The following is a 21493-nucleotide window of genomic DNA, read 5'->3' on the forward strand; positions in this document are numbered from 1 at the left end:
GCTGTAAGAAATGTGATTGATACACCTAAAATTAATAATAACTTCATACTAATTTCCCCCTTACTTTTTCGGTTTACGAATCCTATTTGTGAATCGAAATGTATGTAAGGTTCCCAGAAGAAAAGAATTTATTTACAATGAATAGCAGCGTGAAAACTTTAATACCTTTATTATACAGAATTTTCTTTGAATTTTGGAGAGAATTTTATAGCGCTATTATATATTTCGTTTTGATTTAAAGAATGTTTAAGGACATCCTAGCATACCTTTTATAATAATCCGATTGAACAAGGAGATGGGGGAGGAGCTATAATGGATATTCTAAAGAAAATTGAACAATATCGGGAAGCAGAAGAACGTTTACAATGGGAAGGTACGTTTGCGGAGTATTTGGAGCTTGTGAAAGAAAGACCATGGGTGGCTCAAACAGCACACTCTCGCATTTACAATATGATAAAAGATGCTGGAATTGAAGAAGTTGATGGTAGAAGAAAATATAACTTCTTTAGTAATCAGCTATTTGGATTAGAGGATGCTTTAGAACGCCTTGTGGAAGAATATTTTCATCCATCTGCAAAACGATTAGATGTTAGGAAACGTATTTTGTTATTAATGGGTCCTGTTAGTGGGGGGAAATCAACATTAGTTACGATGTTGAAACGAGGATTAGAAACATATTCACGAACAGATCGTGGAGCGATTTTTGCAATAAAAGGATGCCCAATGCATGAAGATCCACTTCATTTAATTCCGCAACATTTACGGAATGATTTCTTTGATGAATATGGAGTAAGGATTGAAGGGAATTTATCACCATTAAATGTTATGCGTCTAGAGCAAGAATATGGGGCAAGAATTGAGGATGTAGTTGTAGAGCGTATTTTCTTCTCTGAAGATCGCCGTACAGGAATTGGTACATTTAGTCCTTCTGATCCAAAATCACAAGATATTGCCGATTTAACAGGTAGTCTAGACTTTTCTACAATTGCAGAATACGGTTCGGAATCAGATCCTCGTGCATATCGATTTGATGGAGAATTAAATAAGGCGAACCGCGGCATGATGGAATTCCAAGAGATGTTAAAATGTGATGAGAAATTTTTATGGCATTTACTATCGCTTACACAAGAAGGGAATTTTAAAGCAGGAAGATTTGCGCTTATTTCAGCAGATGAATTAATTGTAGCGCATACAAATGAAACAGAGTATCGTTCCTTCATAGCAAATAAGAAAAATGAAGCATTGCATTCACGAATTATTGTAATGCCAGTTCCATATAATTTACGGGTTAGTGAAGAAGAACATATTTATGAAAAAATGATTCGTGAAAGTGATGTGTCCAATGTTCATATTGCACCGCATACACTTCGCGTTGCAGCAATGTTCACTATTTTAACTCGTTTAAAAGACCCGAAGCGTCCAGATATTGATTTAATTAAAAAGATGCGTTTATATGATGGAGAAACGGTAGAAGGATATAATACGATTGATGTAGAGGAACTGCAACGCGAATATCAAGATGAAGGTATGAAGGGGATTGACCCTCGTTATGTCATTAACCGAATTTCTTCTACAATTATTCGAAAAGAGGTACCATCTATTAATGCACTAGATGTACTGAGATCGTTAAAAGACGGATTGGATCAGCACCCATCAATTAGTAGTGAGGACCGAGAGCGCTATATGAATTTCATCTCATTAGCGAGAAAAGAATACGATGAAATTGCTAAGAAAGAAGTACAAAAAGCATTTGTTTATTCATACGAAGAATCAGCTAAGACACTTATGGATAATTACTTAGATAACGTCGAAGCATACTGCAATAAATCAAAATTACGTGATCCGTTAACTGGTGAAGAAATGAGCCCAGATGAAAAACTTATGCGTTCGATTGAAGAGCAAATTGGAATTTCAGAAAATGCTAAAAAGGCATTCCGTGAAGAAATTTTAATTCGCATTTCTGCTTACGCACGTAAAGGGAAACGCTTTGATTATAATTCACACGAACGTCTTCGTGAAGCGATTCAGAAAAAATTATTTGCCGATTTAAAAGATATAGTGAAAATTACAACATCAACGAAAACACCAGACGAAAATCAGCTTAAGAAAATCAATGATGTTGTTGCACGCTTAATTGATGAGCATGGCTATAATTCTTCATCTGCGAATGAATTGTTACGATATGTAGGTAGTTTGTTAAATCGATAGTTTGATAACAAAACGCTGTCTCTTATTCTTGGGGCGGCGTTTTGTTATCTATTGATATTTGTAAAAAATGTCATAGCTTGTCCGAATATAATAAATTAAGATGCGATTTTATGAATTTCTTGTCAATTATTTTTACAATATGCATATGATAGAGTAACCAACCATTCATACAAAAAAGCCAACACAATACAATATGTTGCAAAACGAAAATGTGTGCAACAATGCATTGTGTTTCTTTCTTATCAACGGCTGAATGTTTCTTTCTTATTATGTGAGTGGCAAAATTTTGTTTAGGATGCTCGGAGTATTGTATGAAAAACGCTATATATGTTTATGGGATGATTTTCGATGAACAGTTATTTTTCAAATATTCTAGTTACGCACACTAGAAAACAAAATTATAGATTGCTGTTCATAGGGGAAGACAATTACAGTAAGGAGGGAAAGGAATGAGCGAAGAAAACCAACCAAATTACACGATTTCACAGGAAAACTGGTCCCTCCATCGCAAAGGATATGACGACCAACAACGCCATCAAGAAAAAGTGCAGGAGGCAATCAAAAATAATTTACCAGACCTTGTAACAGAAGAAAGTATAGTTATGTCTAATGGCAAGGATGTTGTGAAAATACCGATTCGTTCTTTAGATGAATATAAGATTAGATACAATTATGATAAAAACAAACACGTTGGGCAAGGAAACGGTGACAGCAAAGTTGGTGATGTTGTTGCAAGAGATGGATCAGGTGGTCAAAAGCAGAAGGGACCAGGAAAAGGGCAAGGGGCAGGAGATGCAGCTGGAGAAGATTATTATGAAGCAGAAGTCTCAATTTTAGAATTGGAGCAAGCGTTTTTCAAAGAGTTAGAGCTGCCTAATTTAAAGAGAAAAGAAATGGATGAAAACCGGATTGAACATATTGAATTTAATGATATTAGAAAAACAGGATTATGGGGAAATATTGATAAGAAACGGACGATGATATCTGCATATAAACGAAATGCAATGCGTGGTAAAGCATCTTTCCATCCAATTCACCAAGAAGATTTAAAGTTCCGTACTTGGAATGAAGTGTTAAAGCCAGATTCAAAAGCTGTTGTATTAGCGATGATGGATACGAGTGGATCGATGGGGATATGGGAGAAGTATATGGCACGTAGCTTCTTTTTCTGGATGACAAGATTTTTACGCACAAAGTATGAAACCGTAGACATTGAGTTTATTGCTCACCATACGGAAGCGAAGGTCGTCACAGAAGAAGAGTTTTTCTCAAAAGGGGAAAGTGGCGGAACGATCTGTTCTTCCGTATACAAAAAAGCACTTGAGTTAATCGATAATAAATATTCACCAGACCGTTATAATATTTATCCATTCCATTTTTCAGACGGTGATAATTTAACTTCGGATAATGCTAGATGCGTAAAGCTTGTGGAAGAGTTGATGAAGAAGTGTAATATGTTTGGGTATGGGGAAGTGAATCAGTATAATCGTTCATCATCTACCCTTTTTTCTGCTTATAAAAACATTGAAGATGAGAAGTTTAAGTATTATATATTGCAAAATAAGAAGGATGTTTTTAAGTGCCTTAAAAAGTTCCTTAAGAAATAAATTTAGACATAAATATTACTAACTATATTGGATGGAGGTCTTGCCGCATACCAAATAACCCCTAATAGACTTTATTTTTAAAAATTAAGCTATACGGATTATGAGATATTTAATAATTGTATATGACGCCCAAGATATCAAAAACGCTATTCTTTCTGTGCATTTTCACAAAAGAATAGCGCTTTTTTCATAAATTAAAAGGTTATTTAAGTGTCTTTTTTACAAACAAAATAAAAAGTAACAAACTTATAAACCCAGAGACCGCACAAACAATAAATAACATTTGATATCCCATGAGTTGTGAAACAAATCCTAGAAGAATAGATCCTAAACCAATCCCTAAATCAAAAGCAGTAAAAAATGTAGCGTTCGCTACTCCTCTTTTCTCTGGTGGAGCTAATCGTATAGTTGCTACTTGGAGAGCAGGTTGTGCCGATCCAAATCCAATTCCGTATAAAATAGCAGTAATAACGAGTCCAACAAGCCCTTTTGTCATTGCTAGAACGAATAGTGCAATTATCATTATAAAAAGCGCAGGAACAATAATGATCCCTTCTCCACGCTTATCGGATATTTTCCCTGCAATCGGTCTAATTACTATAAGTGTGGCAGCATAAACTAAGAAAAAAGTACCAGCATTAGCTTGAATTTGTGCTGCAAACAGTGGTAAAAATGTTGTAATGCCGCCAAAAGTAAGGGATAGGAAAAATGTCACAATAGCGATTGGTAAAACCGTTTTTTCAAAAAATGATATTGGTTGTTTTGATGCACTTTGAACTGCTGGTATTTTTGTACCAAGCGCAAGTATGAATGCTATAATTGCTAACGCTGTGCATAGAAGGAATAGATAATGAAATGAAAATGATTTTGCGACCCAAAGACCTAATATTGGTCCTAAAGCCATGCCCAAAGTCATTGCAAGTCCATACCATCCCATTCCTTCTCCGCGACGAGATGGTGGAATCACATCAGTCACAGCCGTTCCGATCGAAGTTGTAGCAATCGCCCAGCCGATTCCATGGAGGATACGTAATACCACTAAAAATATAATTCCTGTTACCCAATCATAAAAATACATTGTAATTGCAAAAAATAGTAGTCCGCTTATTATAAATACGCGCCTGCCATATCGATCCATTAATCCGCCAACAATAGGACGTAAAATGACTGCCGATATTGTAAACACTCCAATAATAAATCCAACTTGAGATTCACTCCCACCTAATTGTTTAATAAAGATCGGTAGTGTTGGCATGAGTAAATAAAAACCACTAAATAGTAATAATGCTGTAATTGTCAGCATTATATAGTTTTTTGTCCATAAACGTTCCATTGTAATGTAAATCCTTCTTTCTATCGTTTAATAAGTTGAGAATGAAAAGCTCGCATCAATTAGGTTCTTACTGCTCCAAAGTAGAGGATAAGCGAATAAAAAAGCAGTACCACCGCTATAGAAGTGTTGGTACTGCCATGCCATAATGAGTGACAAGTATTTTGTTAATTAGAACGTACTTGCTACTTTAATCGCTTTTTCAAGCCCTGCAGCAATAATTTCTTCTGCTTTATCTGGGAATTGGTTGTGACCTTCAATTACTATTTTTTCTATATCTTTTGCACCGAAGAAGCCCATCATACTTGCTACATATTTAACAGCCATTTCCATTTCAGCTTTTGGTCCTTTAGAATATACACCGCCACTTGCGTTTAATAATGCAATTTTCTTATTTCCAATAAGACCTACTGGACCTTCTGGCATATACTTAAATGTTTTGCCCGCGCGGTTTAAGTAATCAATATATGTGTGTAGTACAGCTGGGATTGTTAAATTCCATAACGGGAAACCAAATACAACTTTATCAGCTGCAAGGAATTGATCTAAATATTTATCAGCAACAGCTACTGCCTTTGCTTCTTCTGCTGTTAAATCAAATCCTCTACCAGACTTAAATGTACCGTTAATCATATCTACTCCTACATATGGCAATTCCTCATTGTATAAGTCAAGCTCTACCACTGTATCATCTGGATGTGATTCTTTATAACTTGCTAAAAAAGCATAATATAATTTCACACTAACTGATTCAGCTGCTGGACGATTGTTTGCCTTTACAAATAAAACTGTTGTCATTCTCTTTTCCTCCTGTTACTCACTTTTACGTTGTTCTATATTTACCCATTAAAAATGGGTATTTCTTTTATAATAAAAACAGTGTAGTCAATTTAGTTGACTATTTTTGAATTTTATATATGAATTATCAAGTATTTATAGCATTAACATTAACATTAACAATCTCCGTATACATTACATTGCAGTCCATCTAACTCATTCTCTTTACCCTTTTCTAATTCTTGATCAATCACCTTTGCTAATCTTTCTTTGCTAGCAAATCCTTGAATGACTTCGTCACCAATAATGAACGTTGGAACAGCCATAATTTGTACTTCTTGATGGGCATGTCTTATAGCTCTTTGATGCATTTCTCGGTACTTTCGTGATATTAATGCTTCTTTAAATACATCTTGAGAAAGTCCCACTTCCTCCGCCAATTTTGTTAACACTTCAATGTCTTCAATATTTTGTTCCTCTTGGAAATGTGCAATAAACACTCTATGGTGAAACTCATTTCCTTTTCCATGTTCCTTTGCAAATTGATAACCTTCAAACGCAAGGTGCGTATATGAACGAAAATGTGGTAACTTTATTTCTAATCCTAATTTTTCAGCAGTAGGATAAATAAATGAATTCCAAGCTTCCATTACACGAGGTTGTGTACGTGGATCAATTTTCGGAGATGGACTAGGACGCAATTCAAATGGCATCCATTCTACTTCTACATCTTTTTCCTTTATAACCTCATCCAAAGGGCCTGTTGCCAAAAAACAAAATGCGCATACAAAATCAGAATACACTTTAATTTTTACAGTCATATATACGTTTCCTCACTTTTCTTTTTATCGCACCATTTGTAACTATATAAGTTATAAGTAGCGTAAAAAAATATACACTTTATACGAAGAATTTATTTTATTTACTAATAATATAACGAGTTGTTCCATTGCCATATTCTCTAATACTTGATCCATCGCTTCTTGTGTAGGGGCTAAAATAAACCTAAAATAATTTGTATATTTGCTCCCGTAGGATAAGTGAAATTTAGTTTTTTATCGAAATAAAACAACTTTTCCTGTTCTTTTATTAACTGAACCATCTAGTGTTGTGACTTTTTCTGTTGTTATACCCGTATTTGCATATGAGAAAATTTCTTTTTTATAAAAATCTACAACTACTTTCTGTTCAACTCTTGAACGCATAGTGTTTACAATATAAGGGGTAAATTCACTTGAATCACCTTCGAATTGAATTGTATTATCCGTTTGAGTATCCTTCATGGGTTCAGTCCAAGAACTTGCTTTAATTTCAGAAACAGCATAGTCAGTTTGATTGACTATATTGTTTATAGTACAATGAGATTTAAATAAAGTCAACTAAATTGACTTTATTCGAGGAGGTTTTATGTATGAATCATCAAGTGTTTAGTGAATTAGATCTTACATCACTTTTGTCATTATCCTTTAGTACATCGATTAATGAACTACATGACAGATTGAGTGAATTGGGATTCGGAGATATTAGACCTGTACATGGTTTTATGTTTAAATACATCACTACTAATGGAGCAACAGGTATAGAACTGGCTGAATATTTAGGGATTACAAAGCAAGCTGTAAGTAAAATGGTGGATTTTCTTGAGAAAAGTGGTTATGTAATGCGTAAAACTCATCCCACTGATAAGAGAGGGAAAATTATTGTTTTGACTGAACGAGGTTGGTTAGTAGTGCAAGCAAAAGAGAAGATACTAACTGAGATTGAGCAACGTTGGATTGAAAACATAGGTGCTGAACGAATGCAAATGCTCAAGGAAGATTTAACAAAATTAGTTTATGAAGCAAATGAAGGTAATTTACCATTGAAGTTTAGACCTGTCTGGTAAATATAGATTGCCTCAAGATCTTAACTTGATGCATGCCCATCAAGTTAAGATCTTATAATACCCCTATAACAAAAAAATTGTGCAGTTTGCTTGTTTTATTGTTTGGGGGTAACTCGTTCTTTTTAGCCTAATGGCAATGGTGCAGGATTCCAAAATGAAAATTCTATCTCTCCACAGGTGTCTATGAAAATTTAATTCATTTTTTGGTTGAAGGAACAATGATGAATAGGTAATAAAAACGAGGTCAATATAAATCGAGAAAAGAAGATAACTGTATGTAATAGGTAGTTATCTTCTTTCTCTATTAATGGGCATTTTGGATGGATACTGTTATATAGAGGTGATTTTTATGCTTATATTCTAGTATATAATTCCACTACAAATTCATCTTTTCTTTGCCAGCTTTTTTTTCTCAAATATGTTGTCTTTTCAAGCACTGACTTAAGAAGGCGGTTTTTCTTTTCTATATCTTCAGTCGCATGGTATGCTTCTAATACATTTTTAATTTTGGGAACAAACTCATGTATATGTTTTTCTCTTTCTAATACATGCTTAAATTCATGCTCGAGTTGTTCAATTTCTTCCTGGGTAGTTTTTAAACGTATTACAATAGATTTTTGTCGTTCTAAAAAAGTCTCAATATCGTATACACCCTTTTCCAATAAATCATGGAGTCTATTTTTTTGCTTTTGTAAATCGTTAACTTGTTGTTCTTTCTTTTCCAAAGCTTTTTGCTGCAACTGAATATTATTTTCTTTTTTCTTTTTTTGTACCATATTTTCTTGTATCTCAAAGCTTTCAATGATTTGTTTTAATCCATCAAGGATACGCTGTTCAACAAGTGTTAAAGAGGCACCTTTTTGAACTCCTTTACACGATGGTTGTACGCAACGTACTTGAGGATTAGGACGATCTTTTCGAGGTTGATAAAGCATGGAATGACCACATAGTTCGCATAATAAGATGCCCGCCAATGGATTGGAAAGTTTTTTTGTTTTGATTGTGGGAGGTCTCCACCGTTTACTGTGGGCCATATTGCCCTTTTGAAATAACTCTTCTGATACAAGTGGAGGATGAGCATTATCGTGTCGTTGCCATCTTTCTTTCGGTACTTTTTTTCGAATATATTTCCCATTTTGTTTGGTATAACGTATTTTCCCCCAAATAATATGACCAAGATATACTTCATTTTTTGTAATGGATGAGATAGTTGAAGGATTCCAATACTCACCTTCAGGGGGAGAAATTCCTAGTCTATCTAATTCTTGGGCGATTGCCTGTCTTCCCATTCCATTTGCCATTAATTCGAAAATTTTTGGTATCACCCAACTCTTTTCAGGATCAGGATAAAGTTTTAAGTTATTATCTCGTAAGTATCCATAGGCTGGAACTCGAGAGATGGATTTTCCTTCTTTTGCAGATGCTCTTCTACCACGTTGCATACGTTTAACAATTGTTTTTAATTCTTCTCGGGCAATTAAAGATTTGATACTGAAGGTTAATTCTTGATTTTCATCATTTGGATCAATAATTTCTGTGGGTGTAATAATGAATGTTTCTGAGTAGCGAAACACACGATAAATAGTTCCCTGATCTACCATATCCCCACGGCCAAGACGGTCTAAATCCATTACTAATACAGCATCAGCGATACCTGATTCTACTTCGCGAAGAAGTTTTTGCATCATAGGTCTTTCAGATATATATTCACCAGAAACAACTTCTTCAAAAATATCAATGATATTATGATGCTCTTTGTGAGCGAGTTCTAATAACTGGGTACGATGACGTTCAAGTGTATCATAATGTTGTCCATGTTCTATCGCCTTTTTTTCTTCTTCAAGGTCTTTTCGACTTTTACGTAAATAGATGAATACATCAAGTTCTTGTGGACGGTACATTCGTTTCACCTACCAGCTTGTCTATTATTATTGTTGTTGTTATGAATATGTATGACTAGCTTGTCCTATGAAAATGATAGTTCGTCTTTTTTCTTGTCCTGCATACATATAGTGCAAGGGGGGATATGATGAAAGAATTTCAATTTGGTAATACAAAGGTCATTATCCATTCACCACTTGCATCAATGGAAAAAGAAGAACAAAAAGAATGGTTCCAAAAAGAATGGGAAAAGAAAAATCCGATTTTAAAGTCTATAGTTGAAGCAGCGGTGAGTTGCCAGGAAGACGAAAAATAAAAAGAGCATCCTCTTTCCTTAAGAGGTATGCTCTTCTTTTTTTGATTAAATTATTCACTAACATAAATAATTGTTTTTTATTGTGAATAGTCTTTTTAGTTTTGTAAATAATAATTCCAATCATTGTTATCGGAAGGAGGCGATACCTGAGATAGATTAATACCCTTTTCTAAGGTTTCTAATAAGTAGTATCCAAATGCTTCATTCTGTTGTATCAAGCTATGTAAGAGAGTGCTTGCCCGAGCAATTCTATATTTTGTTTCATCTTGTATTAATGAAAAGTTATCTATTGTAATGAGGTGAAGTTCGTCTTGTAGTTTTTGTAGTAGTGAAAGTTGAATGGTATCTGTCTTTCCTGTTTCAAGATTACTTAAGTAAGCTGGTGACACACCAAGCTGTTTTGCAAAGGTGTTCAATCCAATACCTTTTTGATTACGAAGTGTACGAATGTGTTTACCAAGTTCATTTAACATAAAACTAACCTCCGACAATTTATTGAAAGGGACAAAAATAATGAAAAAGCAAAAAGAAATTACAATTAAAGCAGTTAGTTATATTCACGATCCAGAGTCAGCTCAAAAATGGTTTGAAGCTTATATAGAAATTGTTAAGAAAGAATTAACAAAAGCAGTTGAAAAGGACTAGCAAACATTTTTTATACATACAGTGTAAATAGAACACCATGAGAGGAGGTCCTGAATTGAAGACCGTTGCATATTACCGAAGTTCAATTGATTTACAAGAAAATTCTATTGAAATGCAACAAAATTCAGTTCTTACTTGCTCCATCGATAGGGCATTGATTATTGATGAAGAGTATATTGACGAAGCGATATCAGCTCGAAAAGTGAACTTGAAAAAAAGACCAGCTTTACAAAAATTATTGCAAGATATCAAGAATAAAAAGGTGGGAACTTTATTTTTATTTAAACGAGATCGATTAGCTCGAAATGTAATGGAGTATTATGAAATTTATCAAATACTAAGAGATAACAATATAAATGTTGTTTTAACTGCACCAAATGAACCACCGATGTACTATACACCGATTGGTGAATATATCGAGTTAATTATGGCGGGCATGGCTCAACGTGAAGGTGAACAAATTATTGAACGTTTAAAACAAACATTAAAAACAAATTTTCAAAGTGGGAAAAATCCTGGACGTCTTCCATATGGTTACAAATGGAATAAAGAAACAAAAGAAATTGAACTAGTAGATGAACAAATACAAATAGTAAAAATGATTTTTCAAGAACTTATAGCAGAAAAGTATGAATCTCTAAAAGAACTTTGTAATGTGTTGGGTTTAAAGGAAAATGGAAAGACTTGGACCTCTATGGATATTAGGAAAATTGTATTGAATCCAACATATGTTGGATTACGCACAATGACTATTTTTGGTGAAAATGTCACTAGTAAATATGAAAAACTGTCTATTATCGATCAAGATACATGGGAGAAAGCATGTAATATCGTTTCTATTTTATCTCCTCCAAAAGTTACTCAAGATTATGTATTTGAACAAGTGTTTTTTCCGTTACAAGGATTGTTAATTTGTTCGGAATGTAATGGATTCTTACAAAAAGTTAAGGCTAGAAAAAAAGAAAACTTAAAATACAAATGCTTAAATCATTCTGCTGTTTATGTTCTGAGAAGTGTAATTGAACCGCTAGTTTTTGAACGGTGTAAGAAATATTTTCATAGCCTACTTACTTCCCATTTTCATGAGCTATTTGAGCAATATGAACAGAATACTAAGGAGCAAGTGAATCGAAAAATACAAACTGTTGAAAAGAAAATCCAGTTTATTAATGAAAAATTGATTGCTAAAGTAGATACGTGGTATCACGAAGTAGAAATACAATGTAAGGAACAGAGTGAAATTGAAATTATGGCGTTGTATGACGAACTTGCAAAACACAAGCAACAAAAAGAACAGATCATTCAGGAATTAAGTGATTTAGAACAATTACGTGAAAAGATAAGCAAGTATCAATGCTCTATGTCATTATCTTATGACGAGATAATGGATAATCAGCAATTAGGCTTCTTTTTTCAAGATTTAATACAACAAGTAAATATTGATGGGAAACAATGTGAAATTGTTTTTAAACACCCATTTTTACGAACTCAAGAGGTGCTGGCACCATGAAGCTATCTCATATATTACAACCAAATATGAAAGCTGCTTTTTACGGGCGACATTCTACTGATAAACAAGACATGGATATGCAATTGAATTCTGTTATGGAAGTTATTCGGAAATATGATTGCATTCATACTCATTCCTTTCTTGATAAGGCGGTTTCAGCTCGTAAAAATAAACTCACTAGTAGAAAAGAACTTGAAAACATGTTTGAAGCGGCGAAACGACAAGAGTTTGATTTTGTGATTGTTTATAAAAGCGATCGTCTTGCTAGAGATCCTCTTGAACATCAAACTATTCGTATTGTCATGAAGACACTTGGTATTCCGATTATTATTAGTTCGACTGAAAGTGAGTACAATACTGATAATGATTTGATTGTGCAACTCATGGAGGATGGTTTTACTAAATATGAAGTAGACACCATCATTGCAAGAACACGATCGGGACTGGAAAACAAAGCAAAACAGGGAAAATGGCTTGGTGGAAAACCGCCATTTGGTTACACATATGATAAGAATAGTGGGCATTTTATCGAATACCCCGAAGAGCTTGGTTATGTAAAAGAAACTTTCAACTTATATTTAAAAGGTCACGGTTTTCAGTACATTGCTAATACATTTCCTAAGGGTTCCCGCCGTGGAAAAGATTGGGATAAAGAAAATATAAAGGCGATTGTGCTAAATCCATTTTATTGTGGTTTGATATCATGGCGAAGACAAACAGATGGAAAACTAAATGCGCGAGATATTTGGATTGAAGCACCTAATCATTATGTAAAACCAATCATTCCACGAAATACATGGGAAGCATGTTGGCGTATATATTCAGAGAAACGCAATGGAAATACGGTACCTAAACATTACAAAACGAGTTTTTTACTTCAGGGATTGCTGTCTTGTGAAAAATGTCATGTATTAATGAGAACAAAGAATCAACAGACAGTGAGTTCTACAAATAAAAAATATGGAGGGAAAATTTATTTCTGTTCTAACTGTAAAGTAAGAGTAGATGCAGACCTCCTTCATGATAAAGTAGTAAATCAAACCCTTACTGATGTGAAAGTAAGTGGTTTTCATAATGTGTATCGTGCTATAGAAAAGAAAATTCAGCATGAAATAAAGGAATTAAACCACAACATTCAAAAGCATCAACAACTGTATGAAAACTACACCATCAAACTTCAAAATATTACAGAAGAACTGAAACAACGTATGAAAAATAATGATGATAAACGTTTCTTAAAGTCTTTGGCTATTTATCGCTTAAATGTACAACGAAAATTAGATGAAATAATACAACAAATAAATGAGTTTAAGAAGCAAATTACTCTCAAAGAAAAAGTTGAGAAAAGCAAAGAAACATGGCTGCATACTTTGAATGAAGTATTTCAAGATGATGTAAAACTTCAAGAAATAAGCGATATGGACAAAAGAAGATTTTTACTACCTTTAGTTCAATCTGTATCCGTTAAAGAAAATAAAAAGCGTGATGAATATGATATTTCATTACAATTACGAACAGATTTTTCGAAACGTGATGTAAAGAATCAAATCAGCTTGATTTTGTAAGGCAGCTATCGACATTGGTAGCTGTTTTTTGTTATTAGAGATATCGGTATTTAGGTTGAACTGTAGATTGAAATTCTTCTTTTACTCGGTGATTGGGGGGCTGTGGTATACCACTCCCTCCTAATCACCGAGTTTGATACCATTGAGAAAGCGTCTATATCTTAAGGATAAAGGGTTTGTCTTTGTTTATTATTATGGACAGTAATTTGGAGAAATAAACGTACTCGGTGATTAGGGGATAAGAAACTATTTAAAACATTTGAGACTTCGGTAATTGAGTAAATAAAAAATACGTTGTTATTCTCGTTGTAAGGAGAGAGGAGAATTTAGTGATTATTGGGATCCCACCCCATGCCCATCAACCCAATATTTTGGAGTACCTCCAAAAAAATTCACCTCAGATACAACAAAAGAGCCTTACCTCTGTAGGTAAGGCTTCACTAGTATAGTTGTATATATTTACATAACAAATAAGAAACATAAAACATATAATACCAAGTAGAAGAACCCTAATATTCCGCCTATAGCTAGTACCTGTTTAACCCAGCTCTTGAATTTCAGATTACTGTCAATAATCGCTTGCACTCTTTCCATATCCGTTTCCTCCTATTAAGGAGAACCCTTAAAGACTCTCACCTCGCTATGGTACCATTAAAGAATGACTAATAGATGTCTAATTTTTGTCTAAATGTATAATATTGCCCTATATGCAATATTGCATATAAGAATGTATTGATAAAAATGTAAGCGCTTACTATAATGAAAGCATAAAGATAAATCACATCTTAGCATCAACAACAGAGGAGGAAATAATATGACAATCGCAATGGCAGTTTTAAAATTTGTAGGTGGAATCATTCCATTTGTACAAGAACTTTTAAAAGCAGTAATGTAAATTCATTATTCCGCAATTATTTATAAAAATTATCATACCTTAATACGAAAAAAAGGAGGAAATAATATGGCAATCGCAATGGCAGTTTTATCATTCTTAGGTGGAATCATCCCATTAGTAGGAGAACTTTTAAAAGCAGTAATGTAAGTTCATTATTCCGCAATTATTTATAAAAATTATCATATCTTAATACGAAAAAAGAGGAGGAAATAATATGGCAATCGCAACGGCAGTTTTAGCATTCTTAGGTGGAGTACTTCCATTAGTAACAACACTTATAAAAGCATTCATGTAATATAATTCTCTGCACTTATTTTTTAAAATTATCATACAAATGATCTGTATATCAAAGATGAATTGATGTGCAGATCATTTGTGTGAGCAAAGTCCCTTTAACATTATGAAGGGGCTTTTTTAAATTTCTACATACTGAGGTTCCGTCACATCAACATCAAGTTAAAGCACTTTTAAAACATTAAAAAGTGCTTTTTATTTATTATAAATACGAATGTAAACTTTTACATATTAGTTTACATTCAAACCTTTGGTTTTATTAACTTCATTACAACTTACTCATTTTTCCCAAAACCACTGGCAAAAGTATACATTCAAAACACGATAAAACAAGGAATAAATAACCAACTAATAAATATATTTTTTCTGAAAACTTATGCTATAATTAATCTGTACAAAGGTTGGTATCCTTTTACTTCTAATATTGTATTGATTTATATGTAGTACCCTACTACTTAAATATGGATCTACAAACAAAAAGAACTAGTATGATACTAGTTCTTTTTGTTTGTTTAGAATAAATAAAATTTAAAAAACACATAAATATCCATGTTACCATATATTATGACACTCAATTTTGTTTACACCATACAACAAAATTAAACTAATCCCTTATCTATTATAGATAAGGGATTAGTTTGTATAAATAATTTTTATTTAACAATTTTAATCCTGTCCAAAGATTAAAAACCATATTAAAAGTTTACATAACCCCACTTATCAGCAGTCACTGTATCTAAAAACCTAGAAAAAGTCCCTTCGAATCTTCTAAAGGGACTTTTCGTTCACATAATCAATTGTTATTGGAATTTCTTTATTTATAAGTTAAACTCATGGAAATCTGCCGATCTACAAAACCAAATTCTTTATATAGTTCTCTTGCAAAGTTCATTGCATGAACATTTAATCGTATTTCTTTATGTCCTTTTAAAGACAACTCATCTAATCCTGCTTTCATCAATTTCTTTGAAAGCTTTTGACCACGATACTCTGGTAAAACGTATAATTCGTAAATGAATCCTACACTCTCTTGTGAAAAATAATCTTTACCACTGCCAATTAGAATCCATCCCTTTAAGTCATCATTTAGATTGTCATCGTCTTTGAGTACTAAGTAGTATGCTCCTTGTTCTAATGTTGTTTGTATAATTTCTTTTACTCGTTTTTGTGTAGGTTTAAAAGTCTTGACTGTTCCTTCGTATAGAGCATTATCTGATTTTGCTAGAATTTCATTCAGATCATTTTCACTAGCTTGTTTAATCATATTTTTCCCCTTTGTTTACATAATTTTCGTTATTGGCACTCGACAAATGTTACTTTAATACAATTAAAGCTATTTAGAGTTTAGTTTTTTTCGAGAAGATATATAGAAAGCTGTTCCTCCTATGAATAGCCCTGTACAAAGCCACAATGCAAATCCATTCCACTCCCCATTAAACAAGGTAATATTTATCAATGTGACCAATTGCATCAAACAAATAATTACATACAATCCCGCAATATTTTTCAACTTGGATACCCCCTTTTTCTAACTAGCTCATACGGAAATAAATCCAAATCACCTTATATAACATTATTCTCTTTTTAATTCATAAAGTCCTTTTCTTATTGAACTATCTTATTTTCGGGTGAATATTGTATACATATGTAGTTAATATAACGTCTCATTATTAGCAATCGTATATTCGTTAAAGCTTTTTGGGATAGTTATGATCCTATTGGGAACATTAATTTTTATGGAGGTGATTGTAATGAATAATAACAAACAACCAAACAAAACTTCTGCAGGAACAAACGCTGCATCTGCATCTAACAAATTTGGAACGGAATTTGCTAGTGAAACAGATGTACAAGCAGTAAAACAACAAAACGCTCAAGCGGAAGCTAAAAAGAACCAACAATCTAGCCAACAATAAAGAGTTAACAAACAAAGAATATTTTCTATAATTGTGGAAAATACCCTTTGAGCAAAAACTATTCAAGATGCGATAAAGCATCATTTATGGAACCCAATTACGTAATAGAAAAAGACTACTTCTTTTAACTGGGAAAAGGTAGTCTTTTTCTGTTTTTAAGATGTATATTCTATTCATGTGAGGTTAACATAACGTCCCATTATCGGTAGCAAGGACAAGGAGGAATCTTACCCTTACAAGGGAACCTCCTTTCTTTGTTCTATCGACCTATGCATTTTTTATACATTCCTATCCTGGCATGGTTTTAGGGTTCTTCTTTGTTATTGGATTAGCCGAAAAACTGTATAAAATCTTGCATGCTCTTATCGTAGTTTTTTTCCGAAATGTTAGCGGTATCCCTAATAACATTTACTATCCGTCAATCCGAAGAACAAAAAGAACTTGTAGGAATCCTACAAGTTCTTTTTAGTTTCAGGTGAATATACGGGACAAACAAACTATCATCATAGAAACTACAGGGGTAATGCTATGATAAGTTTATTATATAACAAATATTAACATCCAGAGATTTTATTTTTGAAAATTATGCGAATTAAGAAAACAGAGTGGTATATCGTTTTCTCTTCCTAAAAAATGCACTTAGTTATTTTGTATAAATAACTTTAAATTAACATCTACATCATAATAAATTAAACAAAATATAAATATAGGTAAATAGAGAAGAATATAGTATTCTTATAGAAAGACATATATTTATATTTAGGATTAATTAACTATAAGAAAATGAATTTCATGTTATTAAGAACTATAATTCTTGGATATACGTAAAGAACTGACGTACAAAAGAAGACCCCTTACTGTTGCTTTGAAATAAAGTTTGATTAAAATGCATGGGTTGATTTTTTTGAGCTATTTATTTTTGTTATTAAGTTTGATAATTTTGATAAGCAAATAGTGGAGATTAGCTCCCTGTTCAGTATTATCTACATTTACTACATAAAATTTCGTTTGCTATCTTAGCTAATACTTTATCTAATTGTCCAACAGGCATATTTTTTTCTTTGGATAATACTAAAGAAACTGCAAATCGTTCACCACGTTCGATTGTTTTACCACATTGTGAACATACTAAATTTACATCTTTAAAATGATTTATTAATGTATCTAACATATTATTTATTCCTCCCGCTTAATTGTTTAATATAAAAATATATAAATATCATTATTTTCATTATACAAAATTAAAAAGAAAAGATGGAGTGAAATTCCAATTCACACCATCTTTAACAAGGGATCCCGCCAACAAAATGACATAAAACTCACGTTAAGGAATTTCGGTTCTTATGTTTCATAGTATATTTACAGCATCATTTTTCAAAAAAATAGAAAGACCTCATTCAAGGATACTTATCATGAATGAGGTCTTTCTATTTTAAAAGTTGTTTAATTTCCCCCTTAAAAATGCTGTACATTCATTGGCTTTAAACAATTAGATCAAATTAACTCTGTTGCATTAAAATCGCATTTATACCTTTTTAACAAATTCAGATTTTAATTTCATGGCTCCAAAATCATCAATTTTGCAATCAATATCATGATCTCCATCAACTAAACGGATACTTTTTACTTTTGTACCTATTTTTACGACTGATGAAGTTCCTTTTACTTTGAGGTCTTTAATTACTGTTACAGAATCACCATCGTTTAAAACATTTCCATTTGCATCTTTGATTACCTTTGTATCTTCACTATTTTCAGTTTCTGATTCTAAAGTCCACTCATGAGCACATTCTGGACAAACAAAAAGATTCCCATCCTCGTAAGTGTATTCTGAATTACATTTTGGGCAATTTGGTAAATTAGACATATTTTTATTTCCTCCACTCGTTATCATTCATTCTAATATATAAGCATTATTTTCAATTTCCTTTTTACAACTTCGTAAGAAAAACAATTACTAAGTTGTAATTGTTTTTCTTATTTGTTTCTCAAACATCTATTTTATTGCATATCTTTCAATTTTTTAATAATCATGTTTGGTGTCGCCCATTCATCACGATCGAAATCAGAAATAGAGACTTCAATGTCTAAACGTTCTTGAAATTCTACTAATAAGGATACTGTACCAAAAGAATCTAGAATCCCTTCTTCAAATAATTGCACATCTGGGTTATCTTTTACGATATCATTTTCACATACTTCTTCTAAAATATTTAATACTTGATCTTTAAATTCAGACATTGTTCATTCTCCTTTATATTCATGATTTATAATGAATTTCTTCTTAGAAATCAAACAAACTTTGTATGTTGAGTAAATTTTTTAAAAATCTAATGCGTTTGCTTTATTATTTATTGTATTCCCTTCCTGGGATTGCTGAGAAAGCCCGGTACATTCATGAAAAGCGAAATGCTTACACCCTATACATTTTTTTGTATTCAAATGTTCTAAAGCACAGTTAATTGCTTCCCCGGTATGGTCAAAAAAGTTTTCTTCCCCAATCTCAGCGTACAATCCATTCTTATCTAGAGTTGCTTTTAGCTCTGATTGAATTCCTGAAATGAGAAGTACGCCACCTTGTTTTTTAAAATGCTGAACAATATTCCTAAAGTAAGACTCTCCTGTTGTATCGATAAAAGGAACTTTTCCCATACGTAAAATTAAAACTCTGGGTTTATAATGAATGGTTGCTAAAATATTTTGTTCAAATGTTTGGGCAGCCCCAAAGAATAATGGACCTTCTATTGTGTAAATACTAATTTGTGGGCAATCATGAGCTTTATTTACCACATGTGGTAGCAATTTTTCATTCTTTTTTGTATGATCAGGAAGCACTTTAGATATGACAAGCATATTACTCATACGTTTTGTAAATAAAATAATAGCTAAAATAAGACCGATTTCCACAGCTGTTGTCAAACTAGTAAATACAGTGAGCAAAAATGTTACCAGTAATACAAGAGAGTCTCCTGTCTTCATTTTAAGTATGTGAACAAAATGTTTTTGCTCACTCATGTTCCAAGCTACTACCATTAAAATAGGAGCCATGCTAGCAAGCGGAATATGTGAAGCATATGGAGCTAATAGTAGAAGTGTAAATAACACAAATCCTCCATGAATAACACCCGATATCGGAGATACAGCTCCACTCTTAATATTTGTTGCAGTGCGGGCAATCGCTCCAGTTGCCGGAATTCCTCCAAATAACGGGGTAACAATATTGGCAATTCCCTGACCAATCAGCTCTTTATTACTGTTGTGTTTACTATTTGTCATACCATCTGCTACGACAGCGGATAAAAGAGATTCAATACCACCCAACATGGCAATAACAAATGCAGGGCCAATTAACTGTTTTATACGCTCTAATGTGATTTCTGGTATACCAAACTGAGGAAGTGTATTTGGAATCGTACCATATGCTGTACCAATAGTAGGCACATGACCTGAGAAAAATAAAGTTGCAATTAAAGTTGAAATAACAACACCTACTAATGAACCTGGTACTTTGGGAAAAATTTTTGGTGTTATGAGTATAACAAAAAAGCAAATCAAAGCAATTATGACACTGTAAGAATTGGTAGTACCGATATGAGTAAAAATTTCCTTCAGATTCGCTATAAATTCCTCATGCTTTTTTATACCTGTTAAACCTAAAAAACTAGCAATTTGTCCCGTAAAGATACTGACGGCAATACCTGACGTAAAGCCAATTGTTACAGGACGTGGAATAAATTTAATTAAAGATCCTAGTTTAAAAATTCCCATAAGGCATAAGATAATTCCAGCTAATAAACCAGCAAGTAGTAAATTTTCATATCCATAGGTAATTACAATCCCTAAAAGAATAGGAACAAAAGCACCTGTAGGCCCTCCAATTTGGTACTTTGAACCACCAAATAGCGAAATAAGTATCCCGGCAATACATGTTGTATAAATCCCATACTCTGGCTTAACACCAGAGGCTATAGCAAAAGACATAGCAAGCGGAATCGCAACAACTCCAACAATCATTCCTGAAAGAAGATCTTTTTGAAAATGTCCCAATGAATATCCTTCAAATCTTCCCGTAAATAACCCTTTCATTACAAAACCTTCTTTTCTATTTTTAATAAATCTTACTTCTTCTGAAAGAATATTTTCTTTTGATAAATTTGAGTTACAAATGCATTTCTCATACTCTTATACAGACGCTTTTTATCTCTTTATAAGAGAGCATCAATCTAATATTAGTTATACGTTTTGCTTAAATGACGTTCTAATTTACCTATATCTCCTCCTTCTTGTATGTAGGAATTTAACCTTTCTACTAGAAGTAATCCACCTCGACTATCTAGCTTTTTCATATCTATAAACGATTTAATTCTTACGTTATCTGGGGTACTATCTCTACGAAACATTTGTCCTGGAATTTCACTCCAGAAACTATTCCATTCGTCCAGTACCCCTATTTGATCAAATAAAAAACTTTGAATTCCACATAACCAAGCTGTACAAGCTGTATTTCTCTTTTGACATCCAACTCCATCCTGTAAATGCTCGCATGAAAAACAACAAGAATTTCCACTTTTAATACAAACATTACAAACGTGATGAGCTCCTATTGAGCGAAATATTTCCATTCCATGTTGAATGATATCTTTTTTCTTAACTTCAATGCTCAA

General features: G+C 32.9%; 21 protein-coding genes and 1 pseudogene. 8 read left to right on the top strand and 14 right to left on the bottom strand.

The window, feature by feature from the left end; translation table 11 throughout:
- Positions 1-312: 312 nt before the first annotated feature.
- Together NSS97_RS02760 and yhbH are read left to right on the top strand one after the other, a co-directional pair.
- The gene (locus NSS97_RS02760) at positions 313-2208 is read left to right on the top strand and encodes a PrkA family serine protein kinase (protein ID WP_002125087.1); all 1896 of its coding nucleotides are present in this window, start codon (positions 313-315) and stop codon (positions 2206-2208) included.
- Between the two features lie 449 nt (positions 2209-2657).
- The gene (yhbH, locus tag NSS97_RS02765) at positions 2658-3815 is read left to right on the top strand and encodes a sporulation protein YhbH (RefSeq protein ID WP_107887650.1); all 1158 of its coding nucleotides are present in this window, start codon (positions 2658-2660) and stop codon (positions 3813-3815) included.
- Between the two features lie 202 nt (positions 3816-4017).
- Here the strand turns inward: yhbH and NSS97_RS02770 are convergent, their stop codons facing one another.
- The 4 genes and pseudogenes from NSS97_RS02770 to NSS97_RS02785 all read right to left on the bottom strand — a co-directional run.
- Positions 4018-5148 (bottom strand): MFS transporter, encoded by a 1131-nt coding sequence (locus NSS97_RS02770; protein ID WP_107887649.1) that lies wholly within the window; start codon positions 5146-5148, stop codon positions 4018-4020.
- 168 nt (positions 5149-5316) lie between these two features.
- Entirely contained in the window at positions 5317-5943 is a 627-nt protein-coding gene (locus NSS97_RS02775) for an FMN-dependent NADH-azoreductase (protein WP_107887648.1), read from the bottom strand.
- A 155-nt stretch (positions 5944-6098) separates the two neighbouring features.
- Positions 6099-6743, bottom strand: coding sequence for a DsbA family protein (locus tag NSS97_RS02780; protein ID WP_107887647.1), 645 nt, complete (start codon positions 6741-6743; stop codon positions 6099-6101).
- A 252-nt stretch (positions 6744-6995) separates the two neighbouring features.
- Positions 6996-7205 (bottom strand): annotated as a pseudogene (locus NSS97_RS02785) (DUF3238 domain-containing protein); the annotation flags it as partial.
- A gap of 128 nt (positions 7206-7333) precedes the next feature.
- On the opposite strand from NSS97_RS02785, the gene NSS97_RS02790 reads away from it, so the two are divergent.
- Positions 7334-7807, top strand: a complete 474-nt coding sequence (locus NSS97_RS02790; protein ID WP_098643759.1) for a MarR family winged helix-turn-helix transcriptional regulator — start codon at positions 7334-7336, stop codon at positions 7805-7807.
- 353 nt (positions 7808-8160) lie between these two features.
- On the opposite strand, the gene NSS97_RS02795 is transcribed toward NSS97_RS02790, so the two are convergent.
- The gene (locus NSS97_RS02795; protein ID WP_107887646.1) at positions 8161-9708 is read right to left on the bottom strand and encodes a recombinase family protein; all 1548 of its coding nucleotides are present in this window, start codon (positions 9706-9708) and stop codon (positions 8161-8163) included.
- A gap of 128 nt (positions 9709-9836) precedes the next feature.
- Between NSS97_RS02795 and NSS97_RS02800 the strand changes: the two genes are divergently transcribed.
- Positions 9837-10004: a hypothetical protein gene (locus NSS97_RS02800; RefSeq protein WP_165927694.1), complete on the top strand. Its 168-nt coding sequence runs from the start codon at positions 9837-9839 to the stop codon at positions 10002-10004.
- Between the two features lie 95 nt (positions 10005-10099).
- On the opposite strand, the gene NSS97_RS02805 is transcribed toward NSS97_RS02800, so the two are convergent.
- Positions 10100-10477, bottom strand: a complete 378-nt coding sequence (locus tag NSS97_RS02805; protein ID WP_107887645.1) for a helix-turn-helix domain-containing protein — start codon at positions 10475-10477, stop codon at positions 10100-10102.
- Between the two features lie 40 nt (positions 10478-10517).
- Between NSS97_RS02805 and NSS97_RS02810 the strand changes: the two genes are divergently transcribed.
- The 3 genes from NSS97_RS02810 to NSS97_RS02820 are packed head-to-tail and all read left to right on the top strand — an operon-like array spanning position 10518 to position 13724.
- Entirely contained in the window at positions 10518-10649 is a 132-nt protein-coding gene (locus NSS97_RS02810) for a hypothetical protein (RefSeq protein WP_341111461.1), read from the top strand.
- A gap of 55 nt (positions 10650-10704) precedes the next feature.
- Positions 10705-12159, top strand: coding sequence for a recombinase family protein (locus NSS97_RS02815; RefSeq protein WP_107887644.1), 1455 nt, complete (start codon positions 10705-10707; stop codon positions 12157-12159).
- Positions 12156-13724: a recombinase family protein gene (locus tag NSS97_RS02820; protein WP_107887643.1), complete on the top strand. Its 1569-nt coding sequence runs from the start codon at positions 12156-12158 to the stop codon at positions 13722-13724. The genes NSS97_RS02815 and NSS97_RS02820 overlap by 4 nt, the downstream gene beginning before the upstream one ends.
- A gap of 459 nt (positions 13725-14183) precedes the next feature.
- Here the strand turns inward: NSS97_RS02820 and NSS97_RS02825 are convergent, their stop codons facing one another.
- From NSS97_RS02825 to NSS97_RS02835, 3 genes are all read right to left on the bottom strand, one after another.
- Entirely contained in the window at positions 14184-14318 is a 135-nt protein-coding gene (locus tag NSS97_RS02825; protein ID WP_002192042.1) for a hypothetical protein, read from the bottom strand.
- A 1409-nt stretch (positions 14319-15727) separates the two neighbouring features.
- The gene (locus NSS97_RS02830) at positions 15728-16177 is read right to left on the bottom strand and encodes a GNAT family N-acetyltransferase (RefSeq protein ID WP_098362219.1); all 450 of its coding nucleotides are present in this window, start codon (positions 16175-16177) and stop codon (positions 15728-15730) included.
- Between the two features lie 69 nt (positions 16178-16246).
- Positions 16247-16423 (bottom strand): hypothetical protein, encoded by a 177-nt coding sequence (locus NSS97_RS02835; RefSeq protein WP_165927690.1) that lies wholly within the window; start codon positions 16421-16423, stop codon positions 16247-16249.
- A 241-nt stretch (positions 16424-16664) separates the two neighbouring features.
- Between NSS97_RS02835 and NSS97_RS02840 the strand changes: the two genes are divergently transcribed.
- Positions 16665-16829 carry a gamma-type small acid-soluble spore protein gene (locus tag NSS97_RS02840; RefSeq protein ID WP_165927691.1) on the top strand — a complete coding sequence of 55 codons (165 nt, stop codon included), beginning with the start codon at positions 16665-16667 and terminating at the stop codon, positions 16827-16829.
- A gap of 979 nt (positions 16830-17808) precedes the next feature.
- Here the strand turns inward: NSS97_RS02840 and NSS97_RS02845 are convergent.
- The 5 genes from NSS97_RS02845 to NSS97_RS02865 all read right to left on the bottom strand — a co-directional run bounded on the left by NSS97_RS02845 (position 17809) and on the right by NSS97_RS02865 (position 21493).
- A complete protein-coding gene (locus tag NSS97_RS02845; RefSeq protein ID WP_107887642.1) occupies positions 17809-18000 on the bottom strand; it encodes a hypothetical protein in 192 nt (63 codons plus the stop codon).
- 354 nt (positions 18001-18354) lie between these two features.
- On the bottom strand, positions 18355-18696 hold the full coding sequence (locus NSS97_RS02850; protein WP_107887641.1) for a zinc ribbon domain-containing protein YjdM: 342 nt from the start codon (positions 18694-18696) through the stop codon (positions 18355-18357).
- A gap of 134 nt (positions 18697-18830) precedes the next feature.
- Positions 18831-19070: a D-alanine--poly(phosphoribitol) ligase subunit DltC gene (gene dltC, locus NSS97_RS02855; protein ID WP_107887640.1), complete on the bottom strand. Its 240-nt coding sequence runs from the start codon at positions 19068-19070 to the stop codon at positions 18831-18833.
- 81 nt (positions 19071-19151) lie between these two features.
- Positions 19152-20915, bottom strand: coding sequence for a sulfate permease (locus NSS97_RS02860; RefSeq protein ID WP_107887639.1), 1764 nt, complete (start codon positions 20913-20915; stop codon positions 19152-19154).
- Positions 20916-21058: 143 nt separating this feature from the next.
- On the bottom strand, positions 21059-21493 hold the full coding sequence (locus NSS97_RS02865; RefSeq protein WP_107887638.1) for a DNA mismatch repair protein: 435 nt from the start codon (positions 21491-21493) through the stop codon (positions 21059-21061).

It is taken from the genome of Bacillus sp. FSL R12-0074, assembly GCF_038005725.1.
In the GTDB taxonomy this organism is placed as follows: Bacteria; Bacillota; Bacilli; order Bacillales; family Bacillaceae_G; genus Bacillus_A; species Bacillus_A mycoides.

What these genes read in the sequence shown, in the direction of transcription:
- NSS97_RS02760 (WP_002125087.1), top strand. Translation starts at nt 313, where the DNA reads ATGGATATTCTAAAGAAAATTGAACAATATCGGGAAGCAGAAGAACGT.
- yhbH (WP_107887650.1), top strand. Translation starts at nt 2,658, where the DNA reads ATGAGCGAAGAAAACCAACCAAATTACACGATTTCACAGGAAAACTGG.
- NSS97_RS02770 (WP_107887649.1), bottom strand. Translation starts at nt 5,148, where the DNA reads ATGGAACGTTTATGGACAAAAAACTATATAATGCTGACAATTACAGCA.
- NSS97_RS02775 (WP_107887648.1), bottom strand. Translation starts at nt 5,943, where the DNA reads ATGACAACAGTTTTATTTGTAAAGGCAAACAATCGTCCAGCAGCTGAA.
- NSS97_RS02780 (WP_107887647.1), bottom strand. Translation starts at nt 6,743, where the DNA reads ATGACTGTAAAAATTAAAGTGTATTCTGATTTTGTATGCGCATTTTGT.
- NSS97_RS02790 (WP_098643759.1), top strand. Translation starts at nt 7,334, where the DNA reads ATGAATCATCAAGTGTTTAGTGAATTAGATCTTACATCACTTTTGTCA.
- NSS97_RS02795 (WP_107887646.1), bottom strand. Translation starts at nt 9,708, where the DNA reads ATGTACCGTCCACAAGAACTTGATGTATTCATCTATTTACGTAAAAGT.
- NSS97_RS02800 (WP_165927694.1), top strand. Translation starts at nt 9,837, where the DNA reads ATGAAAGAATTTCAATTTGGTAATACAAAGGTCATTATCCATTCACCA.
- NSS97_RS02805 (WP_107887645.1), bottom strand. Translation starts at nt 10,477, where the DNA reads ATGTTAAATGAACTTGGTAAACACATTCGTACACTTCGTAATCAAAAA.
- NSS97_RS02810 (WP_341111461.1), top strand. Translation starts at nt 10,518, where the DNA reads ATGAAAAAGCAAAAAGAAATTACAATTAAAGCAGTTAGTTATATTCAC.
- NSS97_RS02820 (WP_107887643.1), top strand. Translation starts at nt 12,156, where the DNA reads ATGAAGCTATCTCATATATTACAACCAAATATGAAAGCTGCTTTTTAC.
- NSS97_RS02825 (WP_002192042.1), bottom strand. Translation starts at nt 14,318, where the DNA reads ATGGAAAGAGTGCAAGCGATTATTGACAGTAATCTGAAATTCAAGAGC.
- NSS97_RS02830 (WP_098362219.1), bottom strand. Translation starts at nt 16,177, where the DNA reads ATGATTAAACAAGCTAGTGAAAATGATCTGAATGAAATTCTAGCAAAA.
- NSS97_RS02840 (WP_165927691.1), top strand. Translation starts at nt 16,665, where the DNA reads ATGAATAATAACAAACAACCAAACAAAACTTCTGCAGGAACAAACGCT.
- NSS97_RS02845 (WP_107887642.1), bottom strand. Translation starts at nt 18,000, where the DNA reads ATGTTAGATACATTAATAAATCATTTTAAAGATGTAAATTTAGTATGT.
- NSS97_RS02850 (WP_107887641.1), bottom strand. Translation starts at nt 18,696, where the DNA reads ATGTCTAATTTACCAAATTGCCCAAAATGTAATTCAGAATACACTTAC.
- dltC (WP_107887640.1), bottom strand. Translation starts at nt 19,070, where the DNA reads ATGTCTGAATTTAAAGATCAAGTATTAAATATTTTAGAAGAAGTATGT.
- NSS97_RS02860 (WP_107887639.1), bottom strand. Translation starts at nt 20,915, where the DNA reads ATGAAAGGGTTATTTACGGGAAGATTTGAAGGATATTCATTGGGACAT.